The sequence below is a fragment of the Chitinophaga sp. Cy-1792 genome, assembly GCF_011752935.1.
In the GTDB taxonomy this organism is placed as follows: domain Bacteria; phylum Bacteroidota; class Bacteroidia; order Chitinophagales; family Chitinophagaceae; genus Chitinophaga.
In genome coordinates, this window is sequence record NZ_VWWO01000002.1 from 2,661,936 (window position 1) to 2,677,494 (window position 15,559).

Genomic DNA, 15,559 nt, shown 5'->3' on the forward strand with positions numbered 1-15,559 from the left:
CAACGGGCCCTCTTCTATCCTATAATTTTTCATTATTCCACAAAACACTACCAGTTATGAAAAGAATCCTCTCCGCCGTAGCAGCGTTTTTATTGTTAGCTACCATGAGCTGTAAAAAAGATGTTGCCGCAGACAGTGGCAACAACAAAACGATGCCACGTGCAGCAGTCCCTCAAAGTGCTTTCAGTCTGTGGGGCACCTGTAATGGCAAGCCTTACCTGATTTCAGGCAGTGATGGTATCTGTGTTCCTGTTGGCAATTGCAGCAGCGACATCGACGCCGCACAGCAGAATGGTGGCCAGAATGCCACCGGACTTCAATTCTATGGTTGTTTCAAAGGTGGCAGCAATGCCAGCAGCAGCGCCAGCGAGCAGGCTGTATTCCTTTGCGACAACGTATCACAATGGAATGGTAATGAGATGGGATTTGTAAAAACCCTTAACGACAATACGCTGAAAGGCTATCTGCAAGGGGGCGGCGCATATATCTATCAGACGATCTCTACCAACGACAATGGTTACCATACCTTTAAATGCCAGGCAAAGAGCAGCAATGTACACCAGGTAGATTTTTATGTCGATGGCACTTACAAATTTACATTAACCAACAACAGCGGTACCTACTATAACAACTGGTATTACTTTGTTGGTACCAATCACTGGTACGGTGGTTCCAGCAATACCGGCCAGCAGATTGAAATGTACAGCATGACAACTTTTTAATCAATCACGTATCTTAGGGCCCGGAGGGTGCATCCATTGCGGTGCACCCTTTTTATTTTCCGCAGCTAACATAAATGCCTGCACGCAAATTAAGTGCTTCCGTATAGGCAGCATTCATGCGGGTACCCGCAGTGCCGCCTTCTTTCAGGTACAGGGTTTCAGCACCATGACCCGTAGCGGCATAATGCCAGGTAGCACCTGCCAGCACACCAAACATATGATTACAGGCATATCGGCCCTGGAGCTGAAAGCGTATACCATATCCGTTAGCGTTATGCGCAAAACTAAGCGGGTGGCTGAATGCAGAAATAAGATTCCAGTTACCGGCAGCATAATATCGCTGCTGGTAATACGCTATACCAGGTATCAGCTGTAATTTTTTCTCCAGGGAGATATTGGCAAAAACACCCACAGCAACACCTTTCCAGGTATTTTTATAGGTAGAAGATAAATCCGCAGGAGTAGCGGCATCCGCAGGCAGCAGGTAATTGAGTTGCGCAGTGGCGGTATAGCCGCCCGTAGCAGTCAGCACTAATTTCTTCAGTAAAAACGTATAACCAATACCGGTATACACCTCATCCATATAACCGTGATTAGCGGCGAAATGGCCGCTATAGGTAATACGTGTTCTGTTATCACCGGCATAGTCGTTATCGGTAGCGGTGCCGCTGACAGTGCCTGTTCGCAGGTAGCTGACATACAGCAACCAATGGCGCAGCGGATATGCCATTACGTTCATGCCGGCGCCTATGCCCGCCTGCTGCTTCCATTTCAGCTCCGATAGCACGTTAGGGTTGGCGCCTTCGCTGTTGCCGGCGACCGACCACGAGTTACTGCCAAGTGTAGCCGTTCCCGTAACTTCCGCCTGTATAACATATGGCCGTAAAGCAGTAGCCTGCTGTGCCCTTGCAGTAGTAATACTGCAAGTAGCGCAACAGGCCACCAGGTATGTAAGGAACCTTTTTTCTATTTCCATCCAGGCATTTTTTCCAGGGTGATGATATTATCTGCATTATATAACTGCTGTATTTCACCATTGGTATTTTTATCGAAAGTCAGTTCAGACCAGCTCATAAAAAACACCCAGCTGCTTTGTGTCTTCAACTCAGCAGCAGTTGGCAGCCGGTCGCACTCCCCTATCGCGATAAGCTTGCCTTTGGCGGCGCGTAACATAGTTTCGTACTTCGTTTGCGTATAGCCGCTACCGTCATATACATCCAGTGCCGCGATATCATAATAAGCCGCACCCGGGTTATAGTTGACCGCATCAGCGGAGAGAGAACCGAAATCCTGGATATCCCATACCCATATCAGGTTGGTGAGTCCTTTGGTATTGGTCAGGTAGTTATGCAGCCACTGGTATAGTTTTACGGTACCATTGGCACCAGGCCTGCCTCCCCACCAGAATTTCCCCTGGTTCATTTCATGCATGGGGCGCCAGAGTACTTCTACCCCTTGCGCTTTCAGCTGTTGGAGATAGGTAGCGATTTCGTCCACCATGTTTTTATATTTTGTATTCAGCGGACTACCGTCGGTGCAGAGTTCTGTCCACTGGGCGTCGGTCAGGCTGCTGAGTACGCCCTGTCCGTCGTCCCAGCCGCAGGGCGCGCCATAGGCAGGGTTGCAGGCATGCCACATGATATTGATCACGGCTCCTTTCTTCCATTCACGCAGGGCCTCATCAATCATCAGCTGACGGTTGTTGATATTATCCTGTTGAAAGAGGAAGTCGCCGCTCCATAATGCAGGATACTTTCCTGTGGTGGCGTTGATCTCGTTGGTCCAGCGGGCAGGCGTGGCATTAGGCTCACGGTTATGGATACCCGCGATTGTTTTTTTGCCGCTGATGCTGTTGAGATAGTTGATTGTCTGGAACGGGGACACCTTCGCGGTATCGCCGGCACCGCTGGTGGCGGCGCCGGGATTGCTTTTACTGCATGCACCAAATCCCAGTGCAGTGGCTAATATCAGAATATTTAAAGTCATCTTTTTCATAACGGTAATGGTTACTGGTTTCTTTTTACATCTATCCAGAATCTGCGTGGTCTTTTTACAAATTTGTCCAGGTCAGAATAGATATTACCCCAGTCGTCCGTACCATTTAAGTTAAAGTCAAAGGAATTATCGGTGATGGTTTTACTCAGGCCGTTGCCCAGGTCAATGGTTTTGGCTCCCTGGAAAGCGCCGCTGGTGCGTTTTCCGTCTTTATCGATAAAGGTCACCACATTGTTTACGTAGTCACGTTCCCAGGTACTTTCTCCTTTGGGGATGACGCGGTATACGCTGTTAAGGTCTGTAGCCGGGTTGGCAAACAGGAAATTGGCATAGGCCCCGTCGGCACCGGCAGCATTGGTTACTTTACCGGTTGTTTTTCCATCTGCGGTAACGCCACTGAAAGTAAAGGTAATCGTGTTATCGAGTTCCTTATCAGGCGTATCTGTTCCTGCCCATACCCATGGCTTATCTTTGAGGTTTATCACTGCACCGCCGCCATATTCGGGGCCGGTACCGCCGTATAACACCAACGCCTGTACGGCGTAGGTACCCAGCAGTGTTTCTTCAAACGGTACGATCTCTACTGTCCACTCGCGGGTAGTGCCTGCCTCTGAAGTGATGGTGAATTTACTGGTATTGTTATTCTTTGTAAAATCAATCGCCTGGCCATTTGCAGGAGATATCTGTGACTTATAGCTGGTCTGAATCTGCGCCACTACCTTGCTGAGGTCTGTACCGGATTGTACCAGCACTTTCACGGTAGCTTTTGCAGCAGTGCGGTCTATATTAGCCGGCCCTACCTGTACCAGGCCGCCGCCTAATGTGATGGCTTCAATAGAGCGCTCATTGCTGGTAACGCCTGCAAAAGGGTCTTTGGTACAGGACGACAGCAGTATGGCCAGCAGACAAAAATAATATGTGATATGTTTCATGAATCAGTTTATTTTTTCATTAGCGGATTAGTATCCAGTTCACGTTGAGGAATCGGGAAGAAATAAGCGCCACTGGTAATGGTTTTACCATATTGCTGTACCAGCACTTTCTCCATACTGTTGGTCCTTCGCAGGTCGAAAAGCCTGTTTCCTTCGAAGGCCAGCTCCCATGCACGTTCCTGTATCACAGCATTACGGAATGCGGCTGCATCCAGCCCCGGGCGCAGGTCGCCGATATCGGCACGGCTCCTGATCTTATTCACGGCGGCATATCCTTCTGCCGTAGGCCCACAGGCTTCTGCATAAATCAACAGGATATCTGAATAGCGAATAATGGGTGAATTGGCGCTGGTAGCATCTCCTATGCGTGCAGGATCAATAAATTTACGTGAAAACGGACGTGAGCTGCTGTTGATGTCCAGCTGGTAGGTTTGTCCGCCATTGGTATATTGTGAAACGATCAGCTGTGTTTTTCTGCGGTCGTTATTGGCATAGCTGAAATACAGGTTAGATTCGGTGCGGAAGTGTCCCCATCCCTGGCCAATATCAATGGTGGCACTGTCTGGCTTCAACTGGTTGTAAGGGATGGTCATAGGCCTGTCTGCCGGCAGGAACATATTTGGCAACTTGGAGAAGCTACCTTCCCTGTCGCCGCTGCGATCCACTGCTGCATCAAAGATATGTTCCGTAACAGCAGCTTTTTTATAAATATCTATATTGAAGATATCTGGCAGATTACCGGTAAAACCAAAGGTAGTCTGGCCATTCACTACTTTATCTGCATACAGTTTTGCCTGTGCATACATATCGTCTGCATTGGTGACGAAGTCGTAGCCCGGAGAGCCATAGGCTTTAGAAGACGCCAGGTGCAGGTAAACCTTTGCCAGCAAACCTTCTGCAGCAGGCCTGTTGGCGCGGCCTTCGCTGATACGGTTGCTGGTGATCAGTGAGTCAGCAGCTTTCAGATCGCTGATAACGAGGCTATAAATATCTTTCAAACCTGATTTGGCAATAGGAATCTGCGAAGCATCTTCAATAGTAGCCGTACGTAAAGGTACTTCACCAAACATACGTACGAGGTTGAAGAAATGGAGTGCGCGCAGGAAATATCCTTCGCCGGTAATCTGATTGCGTTCTGCATCTGTCATACCTGGTATCTTGGGCACATTGGCAATTACCGCATTGGCACGGGCAATACCACGGTACATGTATGTCCAGATATCATCCAGATCAGGATTGGTAGATGTAGTTCGCAGTTCATCCAGCTCAAAATTACCTACACCCGCATCGCCTTTCTGGGTAAGGTTTTCCGTAGGTAATTCTGTGGTGATATAATATCCCCTGGAATAGTAACCCACCTCCGGCAGAATAGCATAAGCGTAGATAATAGCTGATCTGGCATCGTCCGGCGTTTTATAATAGGTTTGTGAGTTGATCATGCCATATGGCTGTTCCTGCATTTTGGCACAACTTCCCAATACCGTCATGCCGAATAATGCGGGCAGTATATATTTGAATGTTTGTTTTTTCATGTAGATGATTTTTACGAATTAGAAAACTACGTTGGCTCCCAGCGAAACGGCGCGTGGCCTTGGATATGCACCTGTATTAATACCGGCCTCACCTACCTCAGGGTCAAAGCCTTTATTGAATTTGGTGAAGGTATACAGGTTGTTACCGGAGAGGTATACACGCATGCTCTTCACATATTTCATGGCATCTGTTTTCAGGTTATAACCAACCGTCACGTTTTGCAGGCGCAGGAAGGAGCCATCTGTCAGGTAGAAATCGGATGCTCTCCAGCCGCGGGTAGCATTGGCGCGTGGATATTCATTGCTGGGATTGTCTGGTGTCCAGCGTTGCAGCCATCTGCTGGGTGTCATTTTCTGGAAGTCCCATACATCACCGCCATGCACGCCATAGAGCTGCAGGGATAAGTCGAACTGTTTGTATTTTACATTCGTATTGATGCTGTAGATAAAGTCTGGGTTAGGGTTACCGATGATAGTACGGTCATAGGAATCCACGATACCATCCGGTTTGCCGTCCGGGCCGGAAATATCCAGGTATTTGATCTCTCCCGGCTGTGCATCTACGCCGGTAAGGCCGGCTTTAATGCCTTCATCCAGACTTTGAATAATCCCTGCCGACTTATAACCATAAAAAGCATACATCGGCTGGCCTACGGTATAGGTGCTGATTTGCTGGCGTACAGATTCATACAGCGAACCGATAAATACCTGGTTGCTTTCTCCCATGGCCACTACCTTATTGGTATTTTTGGTAAACATACCACCCACGTTCCAGGTGAGGTCGCCGCGGTTGATGATGTTGGCATTCAGTCCCAGTTCGATACCACGGTTTTCGACTTCGCCATCATTGATCCACTGGCGGTCGTATCCCGCTGACGGTGCGATGGTTTTGAGGCGGAGCAGGTCGCTGGTACGTTTGATATAATAATCTGCGCTTAAAGTAAAGCGTTGATCAAAGAAGCCTATGTCTACACCCAGATCGAGGGAGCGGGTCGTTTCCCATTTCAGGCTGTTGTTGCCTAAGCCGGCAACGATGGTGCGGCCCTGTTCATCGTTGGCGCCTGCGAGCCCGGGCCCGAAGCCGGTTTCAAATACGGAGCCGGTAAAATATTTATAGGAGCCGAAGCGGTCCAGCGTCTGATAGGGACTGATACCCTGGTTACCGGTAAGGCCATAACTACCTCTGAATTTCAATTCTGAGAAGAGGTTCATGTCTTTGATAAAATGTTCCTCTCCTGCTTTCCAGGCCAGTGCGGCAGAAGGGAAGAAAGCCCATTTATTGTTGGAGCCGAATTTCGTTGATCCGTCGGCCCTGGCAGTGAGGGTGAGCAGGTAACGGTCCATATACGAATAGTTACCACGGCCATACCAGGATGCCAGGCTATAGCGCTGCAGATCATTGGAGATCAGCATAGTTCCTGCGGTAGACAGGTTTTCGTTTTGCATCACATCATTTACAAAGTTCTGTCCGGTGAGGGTGCTGAACCTGTTTTCTGTTTTCTGGAAAGAATAACCAGCTACCACGGTGGCTTTATGGCGAAGGCCGAAGTCTTTGGTGGCGGTAAAATAGTTTTCGTTCAGGAGGTCAAAATAGTTGCCGTTGGCGATGCTGCCATAGCTGCCTTTATTATCCAGTGCGCGTTGTGTACTATTTTTAGGATCGTACTGGTCCTGGATACTATTACCTGATTTCGCATTGATGGAAGAGCGGAACTGTAACCAGCTGGTGATTTTAAAGTTCACATACAGGTTCCCCATGAAGTCGGTGGTTTTACCGGTATTCAGCAATTGATTTGCCAGTGCGATCGGGTTACCGAAGTCTGTATTGCTGGTATGGAAATAATTACCGGTAGAATCATATACCGGCCAGATACGTGATCTTCCTACGCCCAGTTGCTGGCCTGAATTTTTCGTATAGGCGAGAATGATATTGGTACCGGCGGTAACTGCATTGGTCAGTTTTTCTTCCAGGTTGAGGCGGGAGGTGTATTTACTATAGTCATTTTTGATGACCATTCCCTGTTCGTTATAGTAGTTTCCGGAGATAGCATATTTTGTTTTTTCGTTACCACCATCAGCGGTAAGGGTGTAGTTTTGGGAGTAAGGCTTACGGTACACCAGGTTTACCCAGTCCGTATTAACGGCCCATTTTGGTTTATTGGGGTCCAGGCCGCGTAATTCGGCGATGGAAGGAAAATAGACCATCCCATTGCCTACAGGCCTGTAAATGCCAATATAGGGCACATCAGAAGGAATAGCGCCACCATTGATGGCTGCCTCATTGGAATAAGTGGCATCCTCCACCGGATCGCGCCATACATCCGGTTTATTGGCGAGGAACGACATCGTTTGCAGGGTATTGAAAGAGATACGGTTCTGGCCCTGTTTTCCTTTTCTTGTTGTGATAACGATCACACCATTGGCACCTCTGGAACCGTAGATTGCGGCGCTGGAGGCATCTTTCAGTACTTCAATGGATTCAATATCTTCCGGGTTAATCTGTTTGAGGTTACCGGCATCTCCCCATGGATAGCCATCTACTACCAGCAGCGGGTCTTTGGAACCATTCAGGGAGCTGGCGCCGCGGATACGGATGGTAGCACCTGCACCGGGAGCACCGCCGCCAGTGGTCACCTGCACACCGGCGATTTTTCCCTGCAACAGCTGGTCTACGGAGGAAGCAGGCGTTTTGTTGAGGTCACTACCTTTCAGCGTGGCCACTGCACCGGTAACATCACTTTTCTTTACGGCGCCATAGCCTACTACCACCACGTTACTGAGGTTACCGGGTGCGTATTGCATGTTCACCACCACATTGTTCTGTGAGGTCACGGGGAGCTCCTTTGTTTGCATACCGATATAGGTGACCATAATGGTTTTCCCACCGGCAGGAACATTCAGCGTAAACTTTCCATCACCGTCGCTGACGGTTGCTGTCTTGGTTTCTTTTACAACCACGGTAGCTCCGGGGAGCGGTTTTGCCTGGTCGTCGAGCACTCTTCCTGTAATTTTTTTCTGTTGCGCATTTACAACGATAGTTGGCAGGCATAGGAACAGAAGGACACTACAGCATGCAATGAAATTTTTCATAACGCATTCAGTTTTTAAAACGTAGAAATAATGCAACAAAAATAACCGGGTTAACAAGGCGTTTTTGGTGCTATTCTGTCATACTATGATCCTTAAACGATATCTCCCTGATCATCTATCTAAATGATCACCTGCCGGCAAAGGCCCGGCAATACAATCTTTCACCCTATCCAGGTGCTGCTGTTGTTTCAGCATATGAATTCGTCATTTGAGCATTAATAGAAACATCATCGCATGGATAGCTTTGTGGCCACACGAATCTTACAGACACGATAACAATTCTGATATGTCAAATTTTGAGAACAGACTAGCAGCGCTGCGTGCGGCACAACAGACATTACTGGCGATAAAAAATGAACCGGAAACGCCAGGTAACGGCATCTTCCAGCGTTATAAATACCCGGTGCTCACCGCTGCACATACTCCACTGGAATGGTGCTACGACCTGAACAAGGCCACCAATCCATTCCTGATGACACGCTTCGGAATCAACGCTGTTTTTAATGCCGGCGCTATTAAATGGAAGGATAAATATGTAGTGATAGCACGTATGGAAGGCTGGGACAGAAAATCCTTCTTTGCCCTGGCCGACAGCGATAATGGCCTGGATAACTTCAGGCTGCGTTACCCTATCGTCATTCCGGAAACCGAAGTTCCTGATACCAATGTATATGATATGCGGGTAGTATTACATGAAGATGGTTATGTATACGGCCTGTTCTGCACCGAACGCCGCGACCCTGCAGCACCAGCCGGCGACCAGTCTGCCGCTGTGGCACAATGCGGCATCGTTCGTACCAAAGACCTTCAGCACTGGGAGCGGCTACCAGACCTCATCACACAATCACCGCAGCAACGCAATGTGGTATTGCACCCTGAATTTGTGAACGGGAAATATATGCTGTATACCCGCCCGCAGGACAGCTTCATAGAAGCCGGTAAAGGCGGTGGTATTGGCATAGGCTATTGTGATAGCATGGAACATGCGGTCATCTCTACAGAAAAAGTAATTGACAACAAACAATATCATACCATCGCAGAAGCCAAAAACGGCCAGGGACCAGCGCCTATCAAAACCCCTCACGGCTGGCTGCACCTGGCACATGGCGTGCGCAACACCGCAGCAGGCTTACGTTATACGCTCTACATGTTCATGACTTCCCTGGACAATCCCGAAGAAATTACGTATAAGCCTGCCGGTTACTTTATGGCGCCGGAAGCAGCAGAACGTACCGGCGATGTTTCCAATGTACTGTTCTGCAATGGCTGGATCGCTGATGAAGATGGAAAAGTATATATCTACTATGCCAGCAGCGATACACGTTTACACGTTGCCGTTAGCAGCACAGCACAGCTGACCGACTACTGTATGCATACTGCCCCTGACGGTTTACGCTCCGCCACTTCTGTTGCCACACTTCGCGGTATTATCGCTGGTAATGCCGCCTTACAACATGCTTAAAATCTTTGCCTATGTCTGCCCGCATTGCACTAAAAGAAAAGATAGGATATGGTTTTGGTGACATGGCTTCTTCCATGTTCTGGAAGCTGTTTGGCATGTACCTGTTATTCTACTATACAGATGTCATGGGAATTGCCGCCGGTGCGGTAGGCACCATGTTCCTGGTAACAAGAATCTGGGATACGCTCTTCGATCCTGTTGTAGGCGCACTCACCGACAGGACCAGCAGCAAATGGGGCAAATTCCGGCCCTGGCTGTTGTACACCGCCGTTCCGTTTTCGATAACAGGTATCCTCACCTTCTATACGCCGGCTACCGGCGCAGGAGGAAAGCTGATATATGCCTATATCACCTATTCTGCCATGATGATGATCTACTCCCTGATCAATGTCCCTTATGCGTCTTTATTGGGTGTAATGACAACCGATGGCCGGGAGCGTAATAGCCTTGCCTCTTTCCGGATGTCGTTTGCCTTTGCCGGCAGCTTCATTGCTTTGGGGCTCCTCGAACCAATGATAGCGGCCTTCTCCCCTGCAGGCCTGCAACTTAGCTGGACATACGCCGTCGCTGTCATCGCGCTGATTTGCCTGGTATTATTCCTGTTATGCTTTGCATGGGTAAAGGAAAGAGTACAGCCTATACAGGAAAACAATGCGCAACTGAAAGAAGATATTAGTGACCTGTGTGGCAACAGGCCATGGTGGATACTTTTAGGTGCAGGCATTAGCGCCCTTATCTTCAACGCTGTGCGTGATGGCGCCACTGTGTATTATTTCAAGTATTATATCACGGAGTCGGCGGCATTTAGTATGGCTGGTATTTCATTTACCTATACCACGCTTTACCTGCTGGCAGGACAGGCAGCTAACATCCTCGGGGTAATACTCGCAACGCCGGTGGCTAACCGGTTTGGAAAAAAACGGACCTACTTCGGTGCGATGTTCCTGGCCACGCTCTTCAGCATCATTTTCTATTTTCCGGGAAAAGAACAGCTGGCACTGATTTTCGGCTTGCAGGTATTGATAAGTACCTGTGCGGGTATCATCTTCCCGTTACTCTGGAGTATGTATGCAGATATTGCCGATTATTCAGAATGGAAAACCGGCAGAAGAGCCACCGGCCTCATATTTTCCTCCTCGTCCATGTCGCAGAAATTTGGATGGACCATTGGCGGCGCCCTCACGGGCTGGCTGCTGGGAGCCTTCGGATTTCAGGCCAATAGCATACAGGCCGTAGCCGCACAAACAGGCATTATTCATATGCTCAGCTCCATACCTGCTGCCGGTGCGCTGCTGAGTGTACTGTTCATCGCTGCCTATCCATTATCTGAATCTAAAATGAATGATATCACCCGTGATCTCGAAAAAAGAAGAAAAAATCTTTCCACCGGCGCAGTTGCTGAAAACACAACTGCAGGAGGAGTTATATAACATCCTGCAATACTGGGAGACCCATACCGTTGATAGCAGCAATGGCGGCTTCATCGGCCGTATCTCCGGCAATAACATGGCAGACCCTTATGCAGTCAGGGGAGCGGTCCTGAATACCCGCATCCTGTGGACATTCTCGGCTGCCTATAACTTATTGCAGGAACAACAATGGCTGGACCTCGCCCAACGTGCATGGCTATACGTCGAACAATATTTCCTGGATAAAACCAATGGCGGACTGTACTGGTCTGTTGATTACAACGGCCAGCCGGTAGATACTAAAAAGCAGGTCTATGCCATTGCCTTTGGCGTATATGCCTGTAGTGAATACTATAAAGCCAGTGGCGATGACAGCGCCAGGGATACAGCCATCAGCCTCTATCAGACCATTATGCAGCAGGCTTTTGACCCGCAGTATGGGGGTTACTTTGAAGCATTCGCTGCCGACTGGTCTGAACTTCCCGACCAGCGCCTCAGTCTGAAAGATGCCAATGAAAAGAAGTCCATGAACACACACCTGCATGTGCTGGAAGCCTGGACAAACCTATACACCATCTGGCCGGATGCCAATCTGAAAACAGATATCCAGGTATTGCTGGATATATTCTCAAGAAGAATCATCCACCCGGTCCACCACCACCTTCTGTTATTTTTTCAGGAAGACTGGACGGTGAAAGGCGACGCCATTTCCTACGGGCATGATATTGAAGCAGCGTGGCTTCTGCTCGAAGCGGCGGAAGCAATAAAAGACAATACCTATATCTCCGCATTTAAGAAAATAGCGATGCAGCTGTCGCAGGCCTCACTCGAAGGTCTCGATGCCGATGGGGGCCTGTGGTACGAACTCCTGCCATCTGCACATCACCTGGTAAAAGAAAAACACTGGTGGCCGCAGGCAGAAGCGATGGTGGGTTTCATCAATGCGTGGCAGCTCAGCAGCGACCTCCGCTACTTCGAACATGCTACCGGTTCATGGGACTTTATCCGCGACTACCTCCTGGATAAAAAACACGGCGAGTGGCATTGGGGAGTAGATGCATTCCATCATCCGCTGGATGAAGATAAGGTCGGGCTTTGGAAATGCCCTTATCACAATGCCAGATCATGTATGGAGCTCATAAAGCGATTATAATATGCTGTAAGGTGGCCGCTAGCGGCCACCTTAGTTTTTTATGAAGTGTTAAGCCAACTTTCGCTAACTTTCAGCGCAGAAAATCCGGCTTTCCTATGATTACAAATATTTCAAAAATAACGATCAATGCAGATCCGCAAAGGGTCTGGAACGTGCTCACCCAGCCGGCGCTGGTGAAGCAATGGCAATACAACAGTGACCTCCATACAGACTGGCAGGTAGGTAGTACGATCGAATTTGTCTCTAAATGGGAAGATCAGGTATTTAAACAATGGGGCAAAGTATTGGCTTTTGATCCGCCGCACCAACTGGCTTACAGCCTGTTTGCACCACGGCCCGGACTCGAAAACAAACCTGAGAATTACTTCGTCATGAAGTATATACTTGCAGCAGCAAACGGACAAACGAAACTGGAAATCCGTATGGAAGATTCAAGACCCGGAGCTGTTCAGGAGCCCGAACAAGGAGAAGAAAGTCCGGTCCTCCAGGCGCTTAAGCAACTGGCAGAAAGCGAATAAATAAAAAAAAGACTACCCTGATACGGGTAGTCTTTTTTTTACCATGTCATTTTTGTAACATCCATTTTGTTCTTCGAACGACAGGTTTCAATATTGATCAGTGTGCCACTTTTCCTTTTATGGTCTGTATTAAAATCTATCGCCAGAAAATGCGTACATAAATCTATCGCTGCCATATCTCTGTCGTAGTTCGACTGAAATCCGCCGATGATCTCCCACTGGTCTGCCATCGTTCTGAATTTATCCGGCATATATCGCGGGAATTTGCCCATATGCAGTAACGTTACATTCGGGGTGGCGCATTTCAGCATTTCCATTGTCAGCGTATCCACGCCTCTGAAATCACCTAAAATAAAATGCGGATTGCCTGCCTGTAGCAGCTTGCTGATATAGCCCTGATAATATTTGATATAGTCGGGAAATGATAGATTGCCATTGCCACAGATAAAAACTTTTGGGTTCATTTTGTTGATTGTTGGGTTAATTGTTAGGTATAGAAAATTGTTGGTGCTGCGCTGCCGGGTTAAAAACGGCTGCAAATATATGATAAAATATTAATAAATATAGATTCATTTTTTATTTGGTTATAGTTGGCCGGAATTCCCCGGGCGCCTTCGGCACCCGGGGAATTTCGGGAATAGCCCGCCGCCTCCGGCGGCGGGCTATTCCCGAAAGAGAGCAACACAACGATGCCACTACAACGGATATCTTTGTCTGACGACGCTGGCAGCGGGATATTCCCGAAAGAGCGGAGCAAACGATACCCCTCCGAAAACGAAGAGGTCAGCGGGCCAGCACCCAAAGCACAGGGCACATTCAATCTAAATTTTTTTACTTCCTGTTAAAAAATTAAACTTGCAGGTGATGCAGGCATGAGAATGCAACATTCCGGTTGTTACGACTGATAAAGGCGGGACCTGATTCCCAGGAAAAAAAGTATGCGAAATATAATCACCATTAATGATGTTCATCAGCAATTTGCTGACTATTTTGATAATCCGGACTTAAAACCATTTTTGTACCTGTTGTCGAAAAAGCTCAGTGAAGGCCATATTTGTCTGGACCTTAACCACCTGCAGGCAGAACAGGAACAGTTGCCGGAGTATTATAGTTTTCGCGACAACAGCCTTTCCCTGCTGGCAAATCAACTGCTGGTAGGATCTGCCGAAGTACTCAACAAACCGTTTATCCTCCACCGGCAGAAGCTCTACATGCAACGTTATTACATGTACGAAACCACGCTGCTGCAATATATCCGCAATATATTAAGCGAAGAGGCATTCCTCCGCAAAGACAGGGCTGCTGCCCTATTGCAGCACAGCCAGCTGGTTCAGCAACTATTTCCGCCGGATAACAGCGGTACGGCCACTGATGATCCGGTAGACTGGCAGCTGGCAGCCGCCATCACGGGGATATTGAATAATTTCACCATCATCACGGGAGGTCCCGGAACCGGTAAAACAACCACCGTTGCCAAAATTCTGGCCCTCCTCTATACCATAGACCCTTCGCAGAAAGTGGCGCTGGCCGCTCCTACCGGTAAAGCCGCCGCCAGGATGGCGGAGAGTCTGCGCAATGCGGCCATCCCCAGGGACCCGCACATTGCGGCTAAGTTCCAGGACCTGACACCATCCACGATTCACCGCTTACTGAAGCCGGTAAAAGGTTCTCCCTACTTCCGCCACAACCAGGACAACCCGCTCAACTACGACGTAATCATCGTAGATGAGTGTTCCATGATAGACCTGGCGCTGTTCACCAAATTGCTGGCAGCCATCCGCCCGTCTACCAGGATTATCCTGCTGGGAGATAAAGACCAGCTGGCGTCTGTGGAAGCAGGTAGCCTGTTTGGCGACCTATGCCAGGCACAGCCCGAACTGAACGTATTTTCGCCGCCGCTGGCAGCACTGATCAATCAATTTGCAAGTCCGCAGGGACAGATCAACAATATCTCCAGCCACTCCCAACACCCGCTGTTTGAGCATGTGGTGGAATTACGCCGCAGCCGCAGGTTTACCGGCAATACCGGCATCGGCAAATTCAGCAAGGCACTGATCCGCAACAATGCGGCCGTCATCAGGGAAATGATGGAACCCGGCGCCGATGAACAGGTCGTAATAGATACCGACTATTCAGAAAAATTATTTGAGGAATTTATCACCGGATACACCTCCTTTATCCAGGAGAAAGATACCCTGACGGCACTACGTAAAATGAATGAACTGCGTGTGCTCGTGGCTATCCGCGATGGCTCCCAGGGACTGGCCAACATCAACAGGCGTATAGAAAAATATCTCTCAGATAAAAAGTATATTCATCTGACGTCTGCATTTTATGAAAACAGGCCATTGATGCTGACCAGGAACTACTACGAACACGGGCTTTTCAATGGAGATACCGGCATTATACGCCCGGATGAAAACGGCGTGCTGATGGCCTGGTTTGAAGATAGCGACGGACAGCTGATCAGCGTATTCCCGGGATACCTCACGCTGGCCGAAACAGCTTTTGCCATGACGATCCATAAAAGCCAGGGATCTGAGTTCGGCAAAGTGCTGGTCGTACTTCCTGCCACCGAAGTACCACTGCTGACGCGTGAATTGGTATACACGGCGGTGAGTCGCGCCAGAAACAAGGTATACGTGCAGGGAAGTACAGACACCCTGCTGCTGGCAGCACAGAAATTCGTGGACAGAGGCTCCGGTATCAATACACGTATTGCTACGGAGACCGGCAACATCTAAAA

The 15,559-nt window shown here is 48.7% G+C and carries 12 protein-coding genes; 6 read left to right on the forward strand and 6 right to left on the reverse strand.

The features are described 5' to 3' along the window. Positions 1 to 56 precede the first annotated feature (56 nt). Complete coding sequence (locus F3J22_RS24860) at positions 57 to 722, forward strand: hypothetical protein (protein WP_167020619.1); 666 nt, start codon at positions 57 to 59, stop codon at positions 720 to 722. A gap of 52 nt (positions 723 to 774) precedes the next feature. Here the strand turns inward: F3J22_RS24860 and F3J22_RS24865 are convergent, their stop codons facing one another. The 5 genes from F3J22_RS24865 to F3J22_RS24885 are packed head-to-tail and all read right to left on the reverse strand — an operon-like array spanning position 775 to position 8,271. After that, positions 775 to 1,698 carry a hypothetical protein gene (locus F3J22_RS24865; protein ID WP_167020620.1) on the reverse strand — a complete coding sequence of 308 codons (924 nt, stop codon included), beginning with the start codon at positions 1,696 to 1,698 and terminating at the stop codon, positions 775 to 777. Continuing rightward, positions 1,689 to 2,717 carry a glycoside hydrolase family 26 protein gene (locus tag F3J22_RS24870; protein ID WP_167020621.1) on the reverse strand — a complete coding sequence of 343 codons (1,029 nt, stop codon included), beginning with the start codon at positions 2,715 to 2,717 and terminating at the stop codon, positions 1,689 to 1,691. Before F3J22_RS24870 ends, F3J22_RS24865 begins: the two co-directional genes overlap by 10 nt. 11 nt (positions 2,718 to 2,728) lie before the next feature. Continuing rightward, complete coding sequence (locus F3J22_RS24875; protein ID WP_167020622.1) at positions 2,729 to 3,649, reverse strand: hypothetical protein; 921 nt, start codon at positions 3,647 to 3,649, stop codon at positions 2,729 to 2,731. 8 nt (positions 3,650 to 3,657) lie between these two features. Continuing rightward, positions 3,658 to 5,181, reverse strand: coding sequence for a RagB/SusD family nutrient uptake outer membrane protein (locus tag F3J22_RS24880; RefSeq protein WP_167020623.1), 1,524 nt, complete (start codon positions 5,179 to 5,181; stop codon positions 3,658 to 3,660). Between the two features lie 18 nt (positions 5,182 to 5,199). Continuing rightward, positions 5,200 to 8,271: a TonB-dependent receptor gene (locus F3J22_RS24885; RefSeq protein ID WP_167020624.1), complete on the reverse strand. Its 3,072-nt coding sequence runs from the start codon at positions 8,269 to 8,271 to the stop codon at positions 5,200 to 5,202. A 286-nt stretch (positions 8,272 to 8,557) separates the two neighbouring features. On the opposite strand from F3J22_RS24885, the gene F3J22_RS24890 reads away from it, so the two are divergent. The 4 genes from F3J22_RS24890 (at position 8,558) to F3J22_RS24905 (ending at position 12,813) form a co-directional block, all read left to right on the forward strand. Further along, positions 8,558 to 9,733, forward strand: a complete 1,176-nt coding sequence (locus F3J22_RS24890) for a glycosidase (protein ID WP_167020625.1) — start codon at positions 8,558 to 8,560, stop codon at positions 9,731 to 9,733. A gap of 11 nt (positions 9,734 to 9,744) precedes the next feature. Continuing rightward, the gene (locus F3J22_RS24895) at positions 9,745 to 11,163 is read left to right on the forward strand and encodes an MFS transporter (protein ID WP_167020626.1); all 1,419 of its coding nucleotides are present in this window, start codon (positions 9,745 to 9,747) and stop codon (positions 11,161 to 11,163) included. Beyond that, positions 11,129 to 12,295 (forward strand): AGE family epimerase/isomerase, encoded by a 1,167-nt coding sequence (locus tag F3J22_RS24900; protein WP_240155168.1) that lies wholly within the window; start codon positions 11,129 to 11,131, stop codon positions 12,293 to 12,295. Before F3J22_RS24895 ends, F3J22_RS24900 begins: the two co-directional genes overlap by 35 nt. A 95-nt stretch (positions 12,296 to 12,390) precedes the next feature. Further along, positions 12,391 to 12,813, forward strand: a complete 423-nt coding sequence (locus F3J22_RS24905; RefSeq protein WP_167020628.1) for an SRPBCC domain-containing protein — start codon at positions 12,391 to 12,393, stop codon at positions 12,811 to 12,813. A 38-nt stretch (positions 12,814 to 12,851) separates the two neighbouring features. On the opposite strand, the gene F3J22_RS24910 is transcribed toward F3J22_RS24905, so the two are convergent. After that, positions 12,852 to 13,277: a hypothetical protein gene (locus tag F3J22_RS24910; RefSeq protein ID WP_167020629.1), complete on the reverse strand. Its 426-nt coding sequence runs from the start codon at positions 13,275 to 13,277 to the stop codon at positions 12,852 to 12,854. A gap of 474 nt (positions 13,278 to 13,751) precedes the next feature. Here F3J22_RS24910 and recD point away from each other — a divergent pair, with 474 nt between their 5' ends. Continuing rightward, positions 13,752 to 15,557: an exodeoxyribonuclease V subunit alpha gene (recD, locus tag F3J22_RS24915; RefSeq protein WP_205195553.1), complete on the forward strand. Its 1,806-nt coding sequence runs from the start codon at positions 13,752 to 13,754 to the stop codon at positions 15,555 to 15,557. The last annotated feature ends 2 nt before the right edge of the window (positions 15,558 to 15,559 follow it).

Coding starts and splice junctions, on each gene's coding strand:
- F3J22_RS24860 (WP_167020619.1), top strand. CDS start 57: ATGAAAAGAATCCTCTCCGCCGTAGCAGCGTTTTTATTGTTAGCTACC.
- F3J22_RS24865 (WP_167020620.1), bottom strand. CDS start 1,698: ATGGAAATAGAAAAAAGGTTCCTTACATACCTGGTGGCCTGTTGCGCT.
- F3J22_RS24870 (WP_167020621.1), bottom strand. CDS start 2,717: ATGAAAAAGATGACTTTAAATATTCTGATATTAGCCACTGCACTGGGA.
- F3J22_RS24875 (WP_167020622.1), bottom strand. CDS start 3,649: ATGAAACATATCACATATTATTTTTGTCTGCTGGCCATACTGCTGTCG.
- F3J22_RS24880 (WP_167020623.1), bottom strand. CDS start 5,181: ATGAAAAAACAAACATTCAAATATATACTGCCCGCATTATTCGGCATG.
- F3J22_RS24885 (WP_167020624.1), bottom strand. CDS start 8,271: ATGAAAAATTTCATTGCATGCTGTAGTGTCCTTCTGTTCCTATGCCTG.
- F3J22_RS24890 (WP_167020625.1), top strand. CDS start 8,558: ATGTCAAATTTTGAGAACAGACTAGCAGCGCTGCGTGCGGCACAACAG.
- F3J22_RS24895 (WP_167020626.1), top strand. CDS start 9,745: ATGTCTGCCCGCATTGCACTAAAAGAAAAGATAGGATATGGTTTTGGT.
- F3J22_RS24905 (WP_167020628.1), top strand. CDS start 12,391: ATGATTACAAATATTTCAAAAATAACGATCAATGCAGATCCGCAAAGG.
- F3J22_RS24910 (WP_167020629.1), bottom strand. CDS start 13,277: ATGAACCCAAAAGTTTTTATCTGTGGCAATGGCAATCTATCATTTCCC.
- recD (WP_205195553.1), top strand. CDS start 13,752: ATGCGAAATATAATCACCATTAATGATGTTCATCAGCAATTTGCTGAC.